Origin of the sequence: Brevibacillus sp. HB1.2 (assembly GCF_013332495.1) — a bacterium.
Lineage (GTDB): Bacteria > Bacillota > Bacilli > Brevibacillales > Brevibacillaceae > Brevibacillus > Brevibacillus porteri.
In genome coordinates this window covers 119,164-138,001 of record NZ_JABMIU010000001.1, presented here as the reverse complement: position 1 = coordinate 138,001, position 18,838 = coordinate 119,164, and the positions used below count along the sequence as shown (strand labels likewise).

At 42.7% G+C, this 18,838-nt stretch carries 18 protein-coding genes; 16 read left to right on the top strand and 2 right to left on the bottom strand.

The genetic code is table 11. The features are described 5' to 3' along the window. The first annotated feature begins 13 nt into the window (after positions 1 to 13). From HPY28_RS00685 to HPY28_RS00660, 6 genes are all read left to right on the top strand, one after another. Positions 14 to 1,009, top strand: coding sequence for an ABC transporter ATP-binding protein (locus HPY28_RS00685; protein ID WP_173621852.1), 996 nt, complete (start codon positions 14 to 16; stop codon positions 1,007 to 1,009). After that, on the top strand, positions 1,006 to 1,989 hold the full coding sequence (locus HPY28_RS00680) for an ABC transporter ATP-binding protein (protein ID WP_174229875.1): 984 nt from the start codon (positions 1,006 to 1,008) through the stop codon (positions 1,987 to 1,989). Before HPY28_RS00685 ends, HPY28_RS00680 begins: the two co-directional genes overlap by 4 nt. A gap of 70 nt (positions 1,990 to 2,059) precedes the next feature. After that, positions 2,060 to 2,902 carry a diaminopimelate epimerase gene (dapF, locus tag HPY28_RS00675; RefSeq protein WP_174229874.1) on the top strand — a complete coding sequence of 281 codons (843 nt, stop codon included), beginning with the start codon at positions 2,060 to 2,062 and terminating at the stop codon, positions 2,900 to 2,902. A 104-nt stretch (positions 2,903 to 3,006) separates the two neighbouring features. Further along, positions 3,007 to 3,561 carry a dihydrofolate reductase family protein gene (locus HPY28_RS00670; protein WP_174229873.1) on the top strand — a complete coding sequence of 185 codons (555 nt, stop codon included), beginning with the start codon at positions 3,007 to 3,009 and terminating at the stop codon, positions 3,559 to 3,561. Between the two features lie 311 nt (positions 3,562 to 3,872). After that, on the top strand, positions 3,873 to 5,105 hold the full coding sequence (pepT, locus tag HPY28_RS00665; RefSeq protein WP_174229872.1) for a peptidase T: 1,233 nt from the start codon (positions 3,873 to 3,875) through the stop codon (positions 5,103 to 5,105). A gap of 101 nt (positions 5,106 to 5,206) precedes the next feature. Next, positions 5,207 to 6,265 carry an NAD(P)/FAD-dependent oxidoreductase gene (locus HPY28_RS00660; RefSeq protein ID WP_174229871.1) on the top strand — a complete coding sequence of 353 codons (1,059 nt, stop codon included), beginning with the start codon at positions 5,207 to 5,209 and terminating at the stop codon, positions 6,263 to 6,265. A gap of 65 nt (positions 6,266 to 6,330) precedes the next feature. On the opposite strand, the gene HPY28_RS00655 is transcribed toward HPY28_RS00660, so the two are convergent. Further along, complete coding sequence (locus HPY28_RS00655) at positions 6,331 to 6,951, bottom strand: GNAT family N-acetyltransferase (protein WP_174229870.1); 621 nt, start codon at positions 6,949 to 6,951, stop codon at positions 6,331 to 6,333. Then, on the bottom strand, positions 6,948 to 7,739 hold the full coding sequence (locus tag HPY28_RS00650) for a MerR family transcriptional regulator (RefSeq protein ID WP_174224527.1): 792 nt from the start codon (positions 7,737 to 7,739) through the stop codon (positions 6,948 to 6,950). The genes HPY28_RS00655 and HPY28_RS00650 overlap by 4 nt, the downstream gene beginning before the upstream one ends. A gap of 198 nt (positions 7,740 to 7,937) precedes the next feature. Here HPY28_RS00650 and HPY28_RS00645 point away from each other — a divergent pair, with 198 nt between their 5' ends. The 10 genes from HPY28_RS00645 (at position 7,938) to HPY28_RS00600 (ending at position 18,371) form a co-directional block, all read left to right on the top strand. Then, the gene (locus tag HPY28_RS00645) at positions 7,938 to 8,534 is read left to right on the top strand and encodes a class I SAM-dependent methyltransferase (protein WP_174229869.1); all 597 of its coding nucleotides are present in this window, start codon (positions 7,938 to 7,940) and stop codon (positions 8,532 to 8,534) included. Between the two features lie 135 nt (positions 8,535 to 8,669). Further along, complete coding sequence (locus HPY28_RS00640) at positions 8,670 to 9,422, top strand: GNAT family N-acetyltransferase (protein WP_174229868.1); 753 nt, start codon at positions 8,670 to 8,672, stop codon at positions 9,420 to 9,422. Between the two features lie 422 nt (positions 9,423 to 9,844). Continuing rightward, positions 9,845 to 12,034 (top strand): catalase/peroxidase HPI, encoded by a 2,190-nt coding sequence (katG, locus tag HPY28_RS00635; RefSeq protein ID WP_173621859.1) that lies wholly within the window; start codon positions 9,845 to 9,847, stop codon positions 12,032 to 12,034. Between the two features lie 257 nt (positions 12,035 to 12,291). Continuing rightward, positions 12,292 to 13,077 carry a hypothetical protein gene (locus tag HPY28_RS00630; protein ID WP_174229867.1) on the top strand — a complete coding sequence of 262 codons (786 nt, stop codon included), beginning with the start codon at positions 12,292 to 12,294 and terminating at the stop codon, positions 13,075 to 13,077. 92 nt (positions 13,078 to 13,169) lie between these two features. After that, positions 13,170 to 13,955 (top strand): hypothetical protein, encoded by a 786-nt coding sequence (locus HPY28_RS00625; protein ID WP_174229866.1) that lies wholly within the window; start codon positions 13,170 to 13,172, stop codon positions 13,953 to 13,955. A gap of 87 nt (positions 13,956 to 14,042) precedes the next feature. Beyond that, positions 14,043 to 14,696, top strand: coding sequence for a response regulator transcription factor (locus HPY28_RS00620; RefSeq protein WP_174224521.1), 654 nt, complete (start codon positions 14,043 to 14,045; stop codon positions 14,694 to 14,696). Continuing rightward, positions 14,697 to 16,133: a sensor histidine kinase gene (locus tag HPY28_RS00615; RefSeq protein ID WP_174229865.1), complete on the top strand. Its 1,437-nt coding sequence runs from the start codon at positions 14,697 to 14,699 to the stop codon at positions 16,131 to 16,133. A 394-nt stretch (positions 16,134 to 16,527) separates the two neighbouring features. After that, positions 16,528 to 16,986 carry a ribosomal maturation YjgA family protein gene (locus HPY28_RS00610; protein WP_174229864.1) on the top strand — a complete coding sequence of 153 codons (459 nt, stop codon included), beginning with the start codon at positions 16,528 to 16,530 and terminating at the stop codon, positions 16,984 to 16,986. A 38-nt stretch (positions 16,987 to 17,024) separates the two neighbouring features. Then, positions 17,025 to 17,636 (top strand): DUF4304 domain-containing protein, encoded by a 612-nt coding sequence (locus HPY28_RS00605; RefSeq protein WP_174224518.1) that lies wholly within the window; start codon positions 17,025 to 17,027, stop codon positions 17,634 to 17,636. Between the two features lie 264 nt (positions 17,637 to 17,900). Next, positions 17,901 to 18,371 carry a hypothetical protein gene (locus HPY28_RS00600; protein ID WP_017248562.1) on the top strand — a complete coding sequence of 157 codons (471 nt, stop codon included), beginning with the start codon at positions 17,901 to 17,903 and terminating at the stop codon, positions 18,369 to 18,371. Positions 18,372 to 18,838: the final 467 nt, after the last annotated feature.

The following is an 18,838-nucleotide window of genomic DNA, read 5'->3' as shown; positions in this document are numbered from 1 at the left end:
GGGAACTCCATTTATGGACAATGTATTGGAAGTGACAGGGCTGACAACCCGGTTCTCGAAAGAGTCGGGTACGGTTACGGTTGTTGATCAGCTTGATTTATATGTGAAAAAAGGGGAGACGCTGGGAATTGTCGGAGAGTCGGGGTGTGGCAAGAGCGTCACTTCGCTCTCGCTCATGCGACTGTTGGACGATAATGCCACTTTGACTGGAAGCATTCGATTCAACGGGAAAGAAGTGCTTGCGCTGAGTGAAGCCGAGATGCGCAGTCTCAGAGGCAAGGAAATGGCGATGATTTTTCAGGAACCGATGCATTCGTTAAATCCGGTGTTGACGATCGGCCGACAAATCAGTGAGGTACTGCATGAGCATGAGGATGAAAGCAAAGCGGCGGTAAAGCAACGGGTACTGGATTTGCTTACCGTGGTGGGCATCTCCCGAGCAGAAGAGATTTACAGGGATTACCCGCACCGTTTGTCAGGAGGAATGAGGCAGCGGGTGATGATTGCCATGGCGATCGCATGTAATCCGTCATTACTGATCGCTGATGAACCGACGACCGCATTGGATGTGACAATTCAAGCGCAAATCTTGAATCTGATCAAAAAAATCAGAAGGGACATCGGCATGTCAGTGATCATGATTACGCATGATTTAGGGGTGGTAGCTGAAGTGTGCGACCGCGTCATAGTGATGTATGCGGGACAAGCGATTGAAACAGCCGACGTACGGTCGTTGCTGCGCAATCCGAAGCACCCATACACCGTAGGTTTGCTCCAATCGACACCAAGGCAACGCACAAAGAGGCTTCACAGCATAAAAGGCAGTGTGCCGACACCGGAAAACAAACCAAATGGGTGCCGGTTTGCCCCGCGATGCGATAGAGCGATGGCGATATGTTGGGAGCGAAATCCTGTGCTCCGTCCAGTGGATCAGCATTCTTCTTGTCGATGCTGGTTATTTACCCAAGACAAGGATCATGAACAGGAAAGCTCGGTGGTAGGTGGATGACGACTCCAATCCTGGAAGTGAAAGGGCTGCGCAAGCTGTTTCGCATGAAAAAAGGGTGGTTTCAACAACCGCATGATGTTCATGCTTTAAACGGGATTGATGTGAGCGTCTATGAAGGAGAAACGCTGGGGATTGTCGGGGAGTCAGGCTGTGGAAAGTCTACATTGGGAAAATGTATTCTGCGTTTGCTGGAGCCGGTCCAAGGCGAAATTCGTTTCCAAGGTAAAGAAATAGGAAAAATGAACAAAAACGAAATGCGTGCAGTAAGGCGAAATATGCAAATGGTTTTTCAAAATCCATTTGAAACATTGAACCCGAAACTAACGATCGGGCACATCTTGACGGAGCCGCTGATTTCGCACGGTATTCCTCGAGAGCAGAGACAAGCGCTACTGGAAGAAACGATTGAGATTGTCGGCATGAGCAAGCAGCATCTATCTCGCTATCCTCACGAATTTTCCGGAGGGCAAAGACAACGAATTGGCATCGCCCGCGCCCTGATTCTTCGGCCAAAGCTGATTATCGCAGATGAGCCTGTCTCCGCACTTGATGTGTCGATTCAATCGCAAATTCTTAATTTGCTGCAGGATTTGCAAGAACAATTTTCTTTGACCTATGTCTTCATTTCACATGATTTGAGCGTAGTTGAGCACATTGCCGATAAAGTGGCGGTCATGTATTTAGGTGAAATCATCGAGTATGCTGAGAAAGAGAAGCTGTTTGGACGACCGCTGCATCCCTATACACAAGCATTGCTTTCAGCCAAACCCATTACCGATCCTGATGATACGCGAGAGCAAATTGTGTTGTCCGGAGATCTCCCGTCTCCGTCTAATCCGCCGAAGGGATGTAAATTCCATCCGCGCTGCCGGTCCAGCATGGAAATATGCAAAGTCGAGTTGCCAAAGCTGAGTGAAATAGAAGGGCAATCGGTCGCTTGTCATCTCTATCAATCATTTCCTGCAATCGATCCTACTTAAAGCAAGGTGACTGCTCCATAATCCTGGAACCTTTAGTTTGCACGGTACATCGGATAAAAGGAGGAGAGAAATGTTTGATCTTGGGATCCCGTTTAAAAAAATGAATGGCTGTGGCAACGACTTTATTGTAGTAGACAATCGCGATGGCCTGTTGAACGAGGTTGCGCTTTCAGCCTTTGTCCAAAATGTATGCAGGCGAGGCACTTCAATCGGTGCGGATGGGTTCATGCTGCTGGAGAACTCCAACATCGCCGATTTTAAGATGAGGTATTTTAACGCTGATGGCAGTGAAGGAGAAATGTGCGGTAACGGTGCAAGGTGCATGTCGCGCTTTGCGTACCACATCGGGGCAGCCAAGACGAAGATGAGTTTCGAAACGATGGCCGGCATCTATCAGGCAGAGCTCAATCAGAACGGCGTAAATGTCAAGTTCCCCGACGTTCAATTGCAAGCGCTGAAGCTGAATCAACCATATGAGTGGGACGGACCGAGCGGCGCCTACCACTACGGTGTTGTCGGAGTTCCCCATACGGTCTGGTTTGTCGAAAATGTTATCGCGATAGCGGACGACCAGCTCAGAGAATGGGGACGAATGGTCAGAAATGATCAGCAGCAGTTTCCCAATGGTACTAATGTAAATTTTGTGGAACTGATTGATAGGCAAACGCTTAGCATCAGAACCTATGAGCGCGGAGTAGAGGCAGAGACCTACGCGTGCGGTTCCGGATCGACTGCTGCAGCAATCATTGCCGGTATTTTAGGACATGTAGACACCTCTGTAAACGTGCTTACTCGAGGGGGACCTCTTAAAATTTCTTACCATCTCACAGATTATGCTGCCGAATCCGTTTACTTGGAAGGCAACTCAAAGCTGGTAGCAGAAGGACATTTGTTGCCCGATGCATGGACATGAGAACGCCCCATAGTGATAAACCCTTCTGTTACAAATAAGACACAAGGTGACATATTTAAAGGTCTAAAATGGAAGTAGATGATCAACGAAAGGAGTAACTATTCATGAAACGAAGAATCATTTTAGATCTAGCCGTTACCTTAGATGGTTTTATTGAAGGGAAAAATGGGGAAGTTGATTGGTGCATAATGGACGCTGAAATGGGGTTTGTTCATTTCTTACATCAAATTGACACGATTCTATATGGAAGAAAAAGTTATGATTTATGGGGACAATTTTCGCTAGAAATGGAACATACAGATACGGAAAAAGAGATTTGGGGATTGGTTCATAGTAAAGAAAAATATGTGTTTTCCAAAACACAAAAAGGGACTGATCATAAAGCAATATTCATCAACGATCATATTCTTGAAGTAGTCAATCAATTAAAGAATAAGACTGGTAAAGACATCTGGCTATATGGTGGAGCTAGTCTTATTACAACTTTTATCCATTTAGAGCTTGTAGATGAATTTCGATTATCTGTTCACCCTGTTATTTTGGGAGAAGGAAAACCGCTGTTTATGGATATAAAGCAGAGGGTGAATTTGAGTTTGGTGAATACAAAAACTTTCTCCTCTGGTGTTGTGCAACTCATCTATCGTTTGAATGGGAAGTAATATTCAGGATCGTATGTCACTTCTTCAACGAACGAGGTTAGCTATTTCAATCATCACAGCGGTGAGCCAAAGACTGTATTTTCAGGTCATGGGTCGCCGCTGTTTTATTATTCAAAGTCAGTCCAAAATCAACTTTTATGAAAATGGAGATTACTTCGTTGGTATCATCACTTTACAGTTATATAACCAGGTGGCAGCACGTCAATATGGGGTACGGATTGAAGAATCGATGGGGATCGTGGTAGAATTTGTCACGAGATGGCCTCTTTCTTGAATAGGTTTGACGAATTGTATTGGAGCTGAGATAAACCATGAAAACGGAGATCATAAATAGATTCATCTCTTACGCACAAGTTGATACACAATCCGATGAGAACAGCGAAACTTGCCCCTCAACACCAGGGCAGCTAGTGTTGGCCCAAATGCTCGTGGACGAGCTGCAAGCCATAGGTATGCAGGAAGTAACGATGGATTCGAACGGCTATGTAATGGCAACCCTACCATCCAATACAGACAAAGAGATTCCAACAATCGGTTTTCTTGCTCATATGGATACAGCCACCGATTTTACCGGCGCTGGCGTGAAGCCGCAAGTCATCGAAAATTATAACGGACAAGACATAGTCTTGAATGAAGCACTTACTATTGTCCTTTCGCCGCGCGATTTTTCAGAGCTGACTGGCTACAAAGGGCACACGTTAATAACGACAGACGGTACCACATTACTTGGCGCTGACGATAAAGCCGGTATTGCCGAAATCATGACCGCTATGGCTTATCTGATTCAACATCCAGAACTAAAACACGGGAAAGTGAGAGTAGCTTTCACTCCGGACGAGGAAATCGGCAGAGGCCCAGACAAGTTTGATGTGTCCGCCTTCGACGCAGTATATGCCTATACGATGGATGGCGGTCCTCTTGGCGGGATCGAGTACGAGAGCTTTAACGCTGCATCAGCTATCATTACTTGCAAAGGAAAGAACGTTCACCCTGGCTCTGCCAAAGGTAAAATGGTTAACGCTGCTAAAATAGCCATGGAGCTGCATGGAAGGCTGCCGATTCATGAAACTCCTGAGGAGACGGAAGGCTACGAAGGCTTCTATCATCTGTCTTCCATACAAGGTGACGTCGAGCAAACTCAGCTGCGTTATTTGATCCGGGACCACGATCGTAATCGGTTTCAGGAGAGAAAGTCCCACCTAGCTCGTATCGTAGAAGAACTACAGAAAAAATACGGAGAGAAGCGAATTGAGCTCGAAATCAAAGACGAATACTTCAATATGCGGGAAAAGATTGAGCCTGTAATGGAAGTAGTGGACATCGCTACACAAGCACTAGAAAACCTCGGAATCCTGCCGATTATTCAGCCGATACGCGGTGGTACAGATGGCTCTCAGCTATCCTACATGGGGTTGCCAACACCGAATATTTTCACTGGCGGGGAAAACTACCACGGGCGGTTCGAGTATGTTTCCGTTGACAACATGATGCACGCTGTAAACACCATCATCGAAATCGTTAAGCTGTATGAGCAAAGATCCTGATCACGGGGTATCCTTAATAAAACTCATCTTCCTATCAAAAAGACTTGAGATTACCCTAGGGGTAGAATTTGCTTAGGGGATGTTGTCAGGAGGGAGCGCTCATGAAGAAGAATCAAAAAATTGTAGTGGTTGGTGCAGGTATTGTTGGTACATCCATGGCCTACTACTTATCAAAACAGAATCAGAATGTCACTTTAATAGAGACGAATTCAACTGCTGCATGTGAAGCCACTAATAAGTCTTTCGGTTGGATTCATCCATCGTACCAGGTATCAGAAAATTATCGACATTTGTATGATGCATCGATAGCCGAATATCATGAATTAGAAAAAGAGATACCTGATCTAGAAATAAAATGGGATGGAGCACTGACTTGGGAAGTCCCTATAGATTATGAGGAGTCTCGTAAACAACCATTAAATCGGCAGCAAATCATAGAATTAGAACCGAATCTAAAGGAATACCCCGAGGAAGCTTATTATGCGTACGAAGAAGGCGCACTAGATCCAATTTTGACTGCAAAACTTTTGGTGAAAAAAGCAGAAGAAAATGGAGCGAGCGTACTGTTTGATACAAAGGCGATGCAAATAATCACAGAGGGATCTAAGGTTGTTGGGGTAAACACCTCCAATGGTTTTCTAGAAGCAGATGTTATTGTAGTAGCCACTGGCGCAGCTATACCCGAACTCTGTAAGCCATTAGGCTTTGATGTTCCTGTCGCTCCTTCACCTTCTATACTGATCCGAATGAAATCGAAAGAAAAGTTGATCCGCACCTTAGTTTCAAATTCTAAATTTGAAGCGAGACAACTAACCGATGATCTGTTACTAGCAGCGGAAGATTATATCGATGAGTCTGAACAAAATGGACCCGAGGCAGTTGGAAAGCGGGCGTTTGAAATTCTACGGCACAATCTAAAAGGCGGAGAGAAGTTGGAACTGGAAAGCATCCAGGTAGGCTTGAGACCCATGCCTGAAGACGGTTACCCTATTGTTGGATTTCATGACGAAATAAAGGGTCTTTATCTGACCGTTATGCATTCAGCTGTTACACTAGCGCCTATTATCAGCCGCTTAGCTGCGAATGAGATAATAAACAACGTACAAATGAAAGAATTAGAGAGCTGCCGACTAATCAGATTTTTATGTGAAGTAGATTAGGGGGAAAAGGCGATACTTTCGAAAGGGCGGATGTCTAGTAGAGACGATTCGCCCTTTGTCATGATTCATTTCAATCTCTTCACCATGTAACTCCATTTTTTCTCTTTAAATAAAAGATGTGATAGGAAGCTGCTTTCTCGCAATTGCGTATGGAACGATAATCGCTGGTAAAGCTGCTCAGCTCGGGGGTTTTTACCTGCGACGTACAAGCTTAACTTGTCTAGGCTTGGCTGCGCTTGTGCGAAATTGTGCGCCCAATGCAATAGCAGGTTTCCAACTCCTTTGCCTTGATGATTCGGATGGACAACAATATCTGTAATATAGCATTCTCCAGCCTGTGGTTTATGGTCTAGGAAAGATAACCCGATGAACATTTTCAGGAGATTCCATCTGCCAAAACGGTAGAAGTTCTTCCATGCGGGAAATATTCGCCTACTATCAAATTCAGTTTTCCACTTGATGGATATCGTCCCGATAACTTCTCCCTCTTGTAGCGCGACCATTCGTTGACTCGCACGATCTGTAGGAACATGATCAAATAATTTTTCGAAAAAGAGGGCGAGCTCGCCATCATTGAGCTTCGTAAGAGTTTGGAATTTCCCACGAAACCCGTGAACAAGAAGTTGACCAATCTGTTGATTGTACGTGGAATGCATCGGTTCTATTGTAATTGGTGATCCAGTCATGATCGGTTTCCCCTTTCGGAATGGGTAGTCGGTTCGATCAAAGCTTGTAGTTCATAGTGCAGTTGGTTTTGACTAAATAGGGATAAGTAAGATCTTTCAATGAGGATCAAGGGTCCCTGTATAACATGAGACTGTGCTCCGGCATAGGAGTAAAACTGTTCAATCACTTGTTCAAGCTCATCCTCTTCATGGATTAGCCTTTGGGTAGACAGATAGTTGCCGCTGGGCAATGAAAAGTCGCCAGGCGCTTCTGTTTCCGTGTATAACGTAATGGTACTGGAATTATCCTCGATGAAATGAAGGTCCGATTCGAACAAGTTCGGGACAGACTTGGCCTGTTCAGTCAACAGTTTGGCGTTTAGCGTTATTTGTGAATCCATGTCTATCCAACGTGCCAAATAGGTGGTTTCACGCCACTTTATTTGGTAGTCATTGGAGTGCGAAATAAAATTCTTTTGTTCATGCAATACCCTGTTTATGAAATGCTGTAGTTCTTGAAGGCGAAGTATCTCTGCATGTATTTCTTTCAAAGAATGATTGAGTAGCTGCCCGTATTGATCAGTAGAATAGGAAGTCATGCATTCTTTAATCGACTGGACAGGCACCCCCAATTTGCGCAGCAACAGAATATGGGATAGCTGGTAAACTTGATCCATGCTGTACATCCTGTACTGATTGTTATCTAGGTAAGCAGGTAGAAGAACCCCTTTCTCTTCAAAATAACGAATCTGATGAACAGACACATTCATAAGCCTAGCTAATTCGCTAATGGTAATATCACTCTTCATAAACGTTACTCCCTATGGATGTTGTGGAATATCTCAACCATACACCTTAGGTCAGACCTAAGGTCAAGATGTACGTTCAAAGAAAGGCTCTTTTGTAGATGCTCTCGATACCAAGCGATATTGACACATCCATGCATTTGGAGATATTGTAGATATAATAAATCTACAATAGATTTTCATGACAGGAGGCCGGTGAGTATGGCGAATATTTGGAATGAGCGCTTTCATTCGGAAGAATATTATTATGGGGAAGAACCTAACGTTTTTATTCAACAACAGGCTTATCGGATAGAACAAGGACAAAAAGTGATCGCGTTTGCAGAGGGTGAAGGCCGGAATGCAGTTTTTTTAGCAAAAAGAAATCTTGAAGTGACAGCCATTGACTATGCGGAGAGCGGATTGCAAAAAACGAAAATACTGGCTCAGAAGCATTCCGTTGACGTACTTACCCAAAAAATTGACCTTTTGGAAGAGGATGTGCCGAGCGAAGAATATGATGTCGCGATTATGGTATATGGCCATTTTCATAAAGATGCGCAGATCTCCGTTCTTAATAAAATGAAAAAGGCGATAAAGCCCAAAGGAATTCTCATGCTTGAGGTCTTCTCCAAGGAACAAGTAAAGTATGGAACGGGCGGGCCTCCAGAACTTGAAATGCTATATGATCCCAAAGATATCCTTGCTTGGTGCGAAGGTCATGAAGTGATCCATTTCTTCTATGGTGAACAAGAGCGTGTGGCAGGTAAGGCCCACAATGGATTAGCCCATGTTATTCAGCTTGTATTACGAAAATGATGCGGAAACTACTGGGGCTTCCGAATCTCGATCAATTTCATGATCCACCCTATTTTCAAAAGAATCAGAGATGTAAATAACCTTTACTATAATACGCAATAAATCCGATCGACCTTATGAAAGGAATTGTACATAATGACAGATCAAGTAAGTAGTGTACCTGTATTTTCACAAACGATCACTGACTTTTGGCGGGAGCAATTTTTGAACGGTGACGTCCTCTATAGCGATGAATCCTTTACTGTTGCCATAAATCCTACACTTGACGAAGAAAGTCGGGTCATGATGCTGGAAACCTCCGACGGGCGTGTTATGGCGGTCTTGACACCTGCGCTGGCTGATAAGATAGGTCTCTTTCAACAACAATCCTTGTCTGAGTCGACCTTTCGCCAGAAATTGAATGAAGCGGACATCACACTGCATGGCGCAGATTATCTTTTTTATTTTTCAAAAGCGGATAAAAACGTATTGCTGCACGAAAATCTGGAAGGTAACTTGCGCCGGCTAACCGAGCAAGATGAGGCTGTTTTCTTCGAGTTCACATCTTCCGCATCGGAACAAGACTTGGACGACGCTTATGTAGAATTGGATCACTGGGCGGTGTTCGGCTCTTTTGAGCAAAATTGCCTGGCTAGCGCTGCCAGTATGTATCCATGGGAAGAGGATCTGCAAATTGCGGATATCGGCGTACTGACGCTGACGTCCTTTAGAGGAAAAGGGCACGCCCGTAAAGTGGTGCGTTCCATCTGTAAATACGCCTATGGTCAGGGATACGAACCACAGTACCGATGCCAACTCGATAACCATGCGTCTACTGCCTTGGCGAAGGCAGCGGGTTTCACACTGTTTGGAAAATGGGAAGTGATTTCTCCGGATTCTACTGACTGAGAATCCCATCTCATGTCATAGTGCTCGAACCATTCTTTTTGATCACATGGTAGGAAGACATGATCAACATAAACAAGGATGCGAAGTTGAAACGATTACGCATAAAAAGCCCACACATTCCGTGAAGAGGAGAATAGTGGGCTTTTTGTGATGGAAGAGAGGCTATCGAGCTGGTGACAAGATCATAATCTAGCCGGTCCCTGCATACGTTAGAATCAGCCATTCGGAAATGAAAGAGTTCATATATTTTATCGTGTTCTTACGATTCCCTCTCTGCCTGCAATACAATGCCAATTACTACTGTCCATAAATCCTTAAGATGAAAAAAGCAAAAAGATGTTGATTTCTATTGTTAACTGCTATATAAATTAATTAGAAGTATTATTATTTAATACTTAATTTAAATGACGGGAGAGGGACAAATGGACTCTATGGCAACTGCTAACACTGGAAAGTGCCCGTTTTCGCACGGTAGCACTACGAATCACAACCCAAGTGCTACGTCGAATAAACACTGGTGGCCCAACCAGTTGAACTTGAACATCTTGCATCAGCATGACAGAAAATCTAACCCTATGGGCGAAGACTTCAATTATGCAGAAGAATTCAAAAAGTTGGACTATCAGGCTCTCAAGCAGGATCTTTATGATCTAATGACAAACAGCCAAGAGTGGTGGCCTGCCGACTACGGACATTACGGGCCATTATTTATCCGTATGGCTTGGCACTCCGCTGGTACATATCGTACAGGAGACGGACGTGGAGGTGCTGGAACTGGCACACAGCGTTTTGCTCCACTTAACAGCTGGCCAGACAATGCCAACCTTGATAAAGCTCGTCGACTGCTATGGCCGATCAAGCAAAAATACGGTAACAAGATCTCTTGGGCCGACTTGTACATTCTAGCAGGTAATGCTGCTATTGAATCCATGGGTGGGAAGACAAGCGGTTTTGGAGGCGGACGCGCGGACGTTTGGCATCCAGAAGAAGATATTTACTGGGGTGCTGAAAAGGAATGGTTAGGCGATAAGCGTTACTCCGGCGATCGTGATCTCGAGAATCCGCTTGCTGCTGTTCAAATGGGTCTTATTTATGTGAACCCGGAAGGTCCGAATGGGAATCCAGATCCGCTTGCAAGCGCTCGCGACATTCGCGAAACCTTCAAACGCATGGGAATGAACGATGAAGAAACCGTTGCACTCGTGGCAGGTGGCCATACGTTCGGTAAGGCTCACGGCGCAGGAGATGCTGCTCTTGTTGGACCAGAACCGGAAGCTGCTCCTGTGGAAGCAATGGGCTTAGGATGGCAGAGCACACACGGTTCCGGTAAAGGTCGCGACACCATCAGTAGCGGTATTGAAGGTGCCTGGACTGCGAATCCAACTCAATGGGATAATGGTTTCTTTGAACTACTGTTCGGCTATGAATGGGAGCTGACCAAGAGCCCTGCAGGTGCACACCAGTGGGTTGCAGTAAATCCTGCTGCTGAGCATCTTGCACCAGATGCAGAAGACGCATCCGTTCGCGTTCCAACCATGATGACCACTGCGGATATGGCCTTGCGTATGGATCCAGCATACGAAAAGATTTCTCGTCGTTACTATGAGAATCCAGAGGAGTTTGCAGATGCATTTGCAAGTGCATGGTTCAAACTCACACACCGTGACATGGGGCCTCGTACAAGATATTTAGGTCCAGAAGTTCCAGCAGAAGATTTTATTTGGCAAGATCCTGTACCTGCTGCTGAGTATGAGTTAACCGATGCAGATGTAGCAGAGCTGAAGACACAGATCTTAGACTCGGGCCTTACCGTCAGCGAGCTGGTAACAACGGCTTGGGCTTCCGCTTGTACCTTCCGCGGCTCGGATATGCGTGGCGGCGCAAATGGTGCTCGCATCCGTCTTGCTCCACAGAAGGAATGGGAAGTAAATGAGCCGAAAAAACTTGAAAAAGTGCTAACGATCCTGGGAGTCATTCAAGAGGACTTCGGCAAGAAAGTCAGCTTGGCCGATTTGATTGTACTCGGCGGTAGTGCCGCAGTCGAAAAAGCTGCACAAGATGCTGGCTTTGATGTAACCGTTCCTTTTGCTCCTGGACGTGGCGATGCAACACAAGAGCAAACCGATACAGAAAGCTTTGCTGTGCTTGAGCCAATCGCTGATGGTTTCCGGAATTATCAGAAGAAGCAATATCGTGTCAGTCCTGCGGAGCTCCTGATAGACAAGGCACAGCTACTAAACCTTACTGCTCCAGAAATGACTGCACTCGTTGGCGGTATGCGTGTTATTGGTACAAACCACGATGGCACCCAACACGGTGTATTCACGGATCGTGTAGGCACACTCACAAACGACTTCTTTGTTAACTTGCTAGACATGGGCGTACAGTGGAAGCCTGTAGACGGAGGCGTATTTGAAGGACGTGATGGCCAAACAGGTGAAGTCGTGCGTACAGCGACTGCAGTTGACCTCGTATTCGGTTCAAACTCTGTTCTGCGTGCCATTGCAGAAGTTTATGCGCAAGACGATAACAAAGAAAAGTTTGTGCGTGACTTCATAGCGGCATGGGTGAAGGTAATGAATGCAGATCGTTTCGATCTTAAAGAAGCATAATTTGAAAATATAAAGCAAAGAACAGTATTTGTTGTTGGATACTGTTCTTTGCTTTATATTTTCTATAGTAATAGTAGAAATTGATTCGGTTACGATGTTCTACTTACCATCTGAAGCAAGCCTCCAGGTGGTTTTTATAGAATTTACAACTTGGAGACAACTGAAAGATACTTTTAACATATGAACGCTATATTCTATGAACTGTAACAAGGGTTTCGTACCCAAACCAAAAACAAAAAATTTCAGGAGGCATTATCATGAACAAAAAGAATATTCTCGTTTTGTCAATGGCACTAACAATTGTAGGCGGTGCCACAGCAGCGGTATTTGCAAGCGATAACGCAATTAATTCTACGAAAAACAAAGTCGTTACGTTGGCAAGCAAAGAAGGAAATGGCACAACTCAAACCACTACAAATGATGTAGTCAAAGTAGCAAATGGAAAGATTAGCGATGAAGAAGCGGTAAAAATGGCAACGAAAGCTCTAAAAGACTATAGGGGGCTTGACGCGAAATCTTTTGGTGAGGCGCATGTAAATCGAACGAACAACCAAGAAGACTTTAAGTTCTTTATGGATATCGTTTCAAAAGAAGATGCAGCTGTATTAAAAGAAAACGCCAAAAAAGATACGGCAGATGTTATCGTTGTACAGTTTGTTCGTGCTGAAGACTTAAACCAGCCAATGCCCGCTTCTAATCGCATTGTCATAAATGAAAAAACAGGTGAAATTGTTTCTCTAACTGCTTTCACTGATGAAAATCGAAGCTCAGAGACAACAATCGATGATGCGAAAGTTAAATCTGCGGTTATCAGCTTTTTTGATCAACAACAGAAAAAGGTTAAGGAAAATACGATGAAGGTTAGTAAGAGTGCTAGTTCCGGAACCGTACGTGTTCTTTGCAACCTGGAAGATGGAAGAGATGTAGAGATGACAATTAGTCTGAAGAATTATTCAGTATCTAGTTATGAGATTAATTATGACAGACTACTCCCTCTACCTTCCGAAGAAAAAGATTACCGTGAGAATTTCAGAGAAATGTAAGTAAATGAAGATATTTTAGGACGGATAAGATGGAGTAAGTGCCCGAAATGATACTTACTCTATCTAACCCAAAAATCCCAGGAGGCATTACCATGAACAAAAAAAACATTCTCGTTTTTTCGATGGCACTATCCATTGTAGGCAGTTCTACTGCAGCTGTATTTGCAAGCGAAAACGCGGTTCCTTCTACTAAAAACAACGTCGTAACAATGGCAAGCAAAGCAGGAAATGGCACAAATCAAACCACTGTAGCCAAAGTAGCAAATGGGAAGATTAGTGATGCAGAAGCGGTAAAAATGGCAACCAAAGCTCTAAAAGACTATAGGGGCCTTGACGCGAAGTCTTTTGGTGAGGCGCATGTAAAGCGAACGAACGCGCAAGAAGACTTTAAGTTCTTAATGGGTATAGTTTCAAAAGAAGATGCAGCTGTATTAAAAGAAAACGCCAAAAAAGATACGGCAAATGTTATCGTGGTACAGTTTGTTCGTGCTGAAGACTTAAACCAGCCAATGGGTGCTTCTAATAACATTGTCATAAATGAAAAAACAGGCGAAATTGTTTCGTTAGCTGCTTTCACTGATGAAGATCGAAGCAAAGAGACAACAATCAATGATGCGAAAGTTAAATCTGCGGTTATCAACTTTTTTGGGAAACAACAGAAAAAAGTGAAGGAAAATACGCTGAAGGTAAGTAAGAGTGCTAGTTCTGGAACCATACGTGTTCTTTGCAACCTGGAAGATGGAAGGGATGTAAAAATGACAATTAGTCTGAAAAATTATTCAGTATCCAGTTATGAGATTAATTATGATAGACTAATCACTCTACCTTCCGTAGCAAAAGACTACCGTGAGAATTTCAGAGTCCTGAAAGTGAATTAAAAATTGTAGGATGGATTAGATGGAGTACGTGCCCGAAATGGTACATACTCCATCTAACCGTTACAAAAGGAACGAGGTAAAAACGCAATGATAAAAATTTTAGTGGTTGAAGATGATATCGCAGTAGCAAATTTAATAAAATTGAATTTAAATACGGCAAATTATGAGAGTACAGTCGTTTTTGATGGAGAGGAAGCCCTAAATGTGATTGAAAGTGATCGCTTTGATCTCATACTTTTGGATGTGATGCTTCCAAAAGTGGATGGATTTACTTTATTCGAAAAAATTAAACCTTTAGGGATACCTGTCATTTTTTTAACTGCGAAAAGTTCGGTCACAGATAAGGTGTATGGATTAAAAGCGGGAGTAGATGACTATATGACGAAACCCTTTGAAGGAATTGAATTGCTGGCCAGGATTGAAAATGTATTAAGACATTACAATAAAAAAAGCAACATCATAAATTTTAAAGACACAGAAGTATACTTGCAAGAAATGAAGGTGAAAAAGAACGGTGAAATGATTGAGCTTACCTTGAAAGAGTTCGAATTATTGGTGTTTTTAGTGCAAAATAAAAACATCGTATTAACGAGGGAAAAAATCATAGAAAAAATTTGGGGATATGACTACGTTGGCGAGACGCGGACGATTGACAACCATATACAAAAGCTAAGAAGAAAGCTGGGATGGAAAGATGAAATTAAAACCGTATTTAAATTGGGATATAGGCTGGAGGAATAAATGAAATTTTGGCAGAGGATATTTTTATGTACATTAATCATATTTGAAATCTTTTTTGTACCAGCATCCATTTACCTGATTAATAGCAGCTTTGAACTCAATCTCAATATGGAGATCCGTTCCGGGATAAGCGAACAGGATCGATTTGCTAACTCTTTAGAATCAAATCTATATCTGCTTAAAGTTCAAAAATCTTCAAACCCGGATGCTGAAGGAGTTGGCAAACCAAACATCGATTCAATGATTCGTACATACTTGGACAACCTCGGAGAACAGGATGTATATCTGGATGTAATAGATGAAAATAATAAGGTTATTTTCAGTCATTTTAAAAACAACAAGATAACTCTTACTCATCGTGAAGAATTAAACATACCATCAGATAAAGTAAATTACATCATACGGGATCTAGGCGAAAAGACGTACTTATTTATAGCTAAGAATATTTATTTGGAAAATAATCACTATAAGCTTTCTTACGTGAAAGATATTTCGAGTGTTTATGAAAATAGAAAAGACTTATTAAGCCTTTTAATCAAGTTAAATGCTCTTATCTCAGCAATTTTGGTCATCGTTACCATAACAATGAGCAAGTTTATAGTAAAACCGATTAATAAACTTATCAAGTCAACAAGAATTATTGCAGGCGGGAATTTCAGCGAAAGAGTAAAGGTGAAATCGAATGATGAAATCGGGTTGTTAGCGGAAAATTTCAATTTGATGGCCGTTGATATAGAAGATAAAGTAAACCAGCTTAAAAAAACCTCAGAAGACAAGCAAAGGTTTATCGATAACCTGGTACATGAACTAAGAACTCCCTTAACGTCGATCATAGGCTATGCGGATTATTTACGAACGAATAAATATGATGAAGAGACTTATATCAACTCATTAAGCTTTATCTATGAAGAAGGAAAGCGGCTAGAGAAACTGACATTTAAGCTTATGGAGCTCATTGTTTTGCGAAAAGAAGATTTTGAGTTAAAAAAGGGAAAACTTGACGAACTTTTTGTGGAAATCAAACATTCCTTTATTCCAAAGCTGAACATAAAGAATATAGATCTGGAAATATCGACGGAGCATCTTAGTGTTTTAATGGATAAAGATTTGATGAAAATTTTACTTGCAAACCTGATAGACAATGCGATTAAAGCATCGAAGAACAACGATAAAATACTTCTGCGTTCTTACAGAGATGCTGAGTCGAAAATTATTCTGGAAGTGAAAGATACAGGGATCGGTATTCCTGATGACGACATAACAAAAGTCTTTGAGCCATTCTTTATGTCCGACAAATCGAGATCGAGAGCCAATGGAGGAGGCCTCGGGCTCGGGCTTTCATTATGTAAGGAGATCGCTAACATTCATGACGCTGAAATAAGAATAGAAAGTAAGCTCGGTGAAGGTACAATTATCCAATTGGTTTTTAACTATTAGATGAAGAAAGCTTTACCGTACTTGAGCCAATCGCTGATCACGGATTGTGTAGGTACACTCACGAACAACTTCTTTATTAACTTTCTAGACAGGGAGTACAATCTGAAAATGTTAAAATCTAGTTTCAGGATGAAGCGATTCATGATTAATGAAACGTTGGATGATCCTAAAAAAACCTGATTCCCTGAATCCAGCGCTGAAGTAGCTTTAGCGTTGCCAAACATCATTTAAGGTCGCAAAGTGAAAAACTTGCAAAGTAGTAAGTAGACGAAAATACGTGGTGGCGATAACGTAGCTTAATCTTGTTGTTTTCTGAAAATAATGTTTTAGACTTAAAAATAAAATGTTAGACTGTGAAAAAAATAGATACATAAAAGAGGAAGATTGATGGTGTATGCACAAAGCCGAATGGAAGTACTACCGGACGATACCTATGAGCATAAGTAACGAGCGCTCAGCGTGTCGATGGAGAGAGAGGGTCGCCTATAGCGTGGCCGTTTTTGTTGTCATGGCTTTGGGCTTAGGGTCCAGAGCGTTCGCTGATATGTTGCCTGTCTTTGTAGCTGAGCATTTTGGCGATGCATTATGGGCGTGCATGATCTACTTCGGCTTTCGCACATTTTATGCTCATAAAAAGATTTCTTTCGCGCTGTGGTGGAGCCTCGCGTTTTGCTTTGCGATCGAGGGCAGCCAATTGTATCAGGCCGATTGGATCAATTACCTCCGTGCGACAACTATGGGGGCGTTGGTATTAGGAAAAGGCTTTTTGACGGCGGACCTTGTGCGGTACACTGCGGGAGTTGCCGTCTCTTCTCTGCTCGACCTCGCTTGGCCTTGGCGTAAGCACTCGTGATTTTTGGCGGAAATCTATCGTAGACTTTAGGAGGGATCATGTTGCAGCAGCTCTTTAACGATATGATTAAACAGGACGTAAAGCCGTTCCTTTCCAAGCATGGCTTCGCAAAGAAGAGTTTGAATTTCCATAAGAGTACAGAAAACCTCATCTACATGTTCAACTTCCAAAAATCTGCTGGCAATGCAGCGGACAATGTCATGTTTTATGTGAACTGCGGCATTTATGCAGCGGAGTTGGCACAAATACAGTCGAGAGAGATTCTAACAGCACCTAAAGAAGCGGAGTGTCATTTCAGAGCAAGAATTGGAGAAATGGTTGAGTCTGCTCCGGATCGATTTTCAATCACTCCTGATACGAATATGGATGATGTAAGAAAAACGCTGCTAAGTGGATTAGAAGAGGTTATCCATTTCTATGATACGATGACCAGTGCCAGATCCATTGTTGATTATTACACTTCAGGTCCATTTTTACATCTGAGCGAAGAAAGCTTTCATTTGCTCTTACAATCTAATGATGTAGTAGCGGCTAAACATTATTGGAAGACGTTGCAGGAAAAGTACGGAACAGAAAAGCGATGGACCATATTCGAGAATAAATACACGGCCATCTTCCATAAATACGGCGTAGAATTTGATAAGCGATAAGTCAGCATTGTGATCGCAAGTGAGAAACGATTTGGTGGCGGTGGCAAAATCTTGATGATGCCTTACCCCGTTATGACATGAACCTAACGTAAACGTTCGTTCAATAAGAACAGCGGCCAGTATAAGACTTTATTTTCAGGTCTTAGCTGGCCGCTGTTTCATTTTGTGGAGTTAGTCTGAAACCAGTTTCTGGTAAAATAGGCGAACGAATAGGCGGAAAAACCATAACGTAAAGTGTATCAAAGCCAATGGAGGAGGGAAATTATGTACGGGTGGTATCCACAAGAGGGTTATTATCCAATTTCGGCGGGAGAAGGCAGACGCTACAACGATTACGAATTACTGAGACACATCGCCAGATTAGAGCGACGTTTGGCAGAAGTACAAGAAGCCTTGTCAGCATGTATGAAAAAGAATGACGGATTAAAAAAGGATTTAGAAGTTGTTAGACTGCAAAGCCCTGTGCAAACTCAAAATGATCAAACCTATCAACAGCCAGCAGTCGATAAAGTAAATGTCAAATGTATAGCAGCGACAGGGACATCGGTAACCTTTGAGATATCGGAAAGAAGATTAACATTTGATAGCGATTATTATGGTAAATATGTAGGCGAATATACCCCTGGAAAAGTATACGCAGCCATGGCGGATTATGGTGCGGGGCAAATCTATCTAACTATTAAGGATGATAATGAAATTTGGCATACATTTAGATATTCACGTTTCGAATCGTAATTGACAAGTTGTTGTCGAGTGATGTAACCAAGAATACTGACTGTGTGTTGCCAGAAAATGCTTATGTCACTCGACATGATACATACTTCGAAAAGTGCTATGTAATAAAATATTTAGCCAAACCAAATAAGAAAGTACAGAAATGTTATGGGAACTCAAGTGCTTATTTATGTTCGATTTCTTGACGAATTACATGCCAAAATGCGTTACGTGTGGTTTCCATCAACTTTCATCAGCGTTATCTTGGGCGTTGAAACAACATATGGCTGTCTTCCTTATCGTCAAGCCCATCAGTCGAGCCAAAGATCACTGGGTGTCCGGAGTGGAGCTTCAGCACGGTTCTACGGCTTTCTGTCGTCTTTTTACGGAGGTATTTGCTAAGAAGTGCTCATGCGGTAGTCAATTTAGCGCTGACATCGTGCTACATGTGATCTTGAAAAATAAAACATAGAAAGTAGGAGAAGCAA

What these genes read in the sequence shown, in the direction of transcription:
- HPY28_RS00680 (WP_174229875.1), top strand. Translation starts at nt 1,006, where the DNA reads ATGACGACTCCAATCCTGGAAGTGAAAGGGCTGCGCAAGCTGTTTCGC.
- HPY28_RS00685 (WP_173621852.1), top strand. Translation starts at nt 14, where the DNA reads ATGGACAATGTATTGGAAGTGACAGGGCTGACAACCCGGTTCTCGAAA.
- HPY28_RS00615 (WP_174229865.1), top strand. Translation starts at nt 14,697, where the DNA reads ATGAAATTTTGGCAGAGGATATTTTTATGTACATTAATCATATTTGAA.
- HPY28_RS00630 (WP_174229867.1), top strand. Translation starts at nt 12,292, where the DNA reads ATGAACAAAAAGAATATTCTCGTTTTGTCAATGGCACTAACAATTGTA.
- HPY28_RS00660 (WP_174229871.1), top strand. Translation starts at nt 5,207, where the DNA reads ATGAAGAAGAATCAAAAAATTGTAGTGGTTGGTGCAGGTATTGTTGGT.
- HPY28_RS00625 (WP_174229866.1), top strand. Translation starts at nt 13,170, where the DNA reads ATGAACAAAAAAAACATTCTCGTTTTTTCGATGGCACTATCCATTGTA.
- HPY28_RS00670 (WP_174229873.1), top strand. Translation starts at nt 3,007, where the DNA reads ATGAAACGAAGAATCATTTTAGATCTAGCCGTTACCTTAGATGGTTTT.
- HPY28_RS00605 (WP_174224518.1), top strand. Translation starts at nt 17,025, where the DNA reads ATGTTGCAGCAGCTCTTTAACGATATGATTAAACAGGACGTAAAGCCG.
- HPY28_RS00650 (WP_174224527.1), bottom strand. Translation starts at nt 7,739, where the DNA reads ATGAAGAGTGATATTACCATTAGCGAATTAGCTAGGCTTATGAATGTG.
- HPY28_RS00655 (WP_174229870.1), bottom strand. Translation starts at nt 6,951, where the DNA reads ATGACTGGATCACCAATTACAATAGAACCGATGCATTCCACGTACAAT.
- pepT (WP_174229872.1), top strand. Translation starts at nt 3,873, where the DNA reads ATGAAAACGGAGATCATAAATAGATTCATCTCTTACGCACAAGTTGAT.
- katG (WP_173621859.1), top strand. Translation starts at nt 9,845, where the DNA reads ATGGACTCTATGGCAACTGCTAACACTGGAAAGTGCCCGTTTTCGCAC.
- HPY28_RS00610 (WP_174229864.1), top strand. Translation starts at nt 16,528, where the DNA reads ATGCACAAAGCCGAATGGAAGTACTACCGGACGATACCTATGAGCATA.
- HPY28_RS00645 (WP_174229869.1), top strand. Translation starts at nt 7,938, where the DNA reads ATGGCGAATATTTGGAATGAGCGCTTTCATTCGGAAGAATATTATTAT.
- HPY28_RS00640 (WP_174229868.1), top strand. Translation starts at nt 8,670, where the DNA reads ATGACAGATCAAGTAAGTAGTGTACCTGTATTTTCACAAACGATCACT.
- HPY28_RS00600 (WP_017248562.1), top strand. Translation starts at nt 17,901, where the DNA reads ATGTACGGGTGGTATCCACAAGAGGGTTATTATCCAATTTCGGCGGGA.
- dapF (WP_174229874.1), top strand. Translation starts at nt 2,060, where the DNA reads ATGTTTGATCTTGGGATCCCGTTTAAAAAAATGAATGGCTGTGGCAAC.
- HPY28_RS00620 (WP_174224521.1), top strand. Translation starts at nt 14,043, where the DNA reads ATGATAAAAATTTTAGTGGTTGAAGATGATATCGCAGTAGCAAATTTA.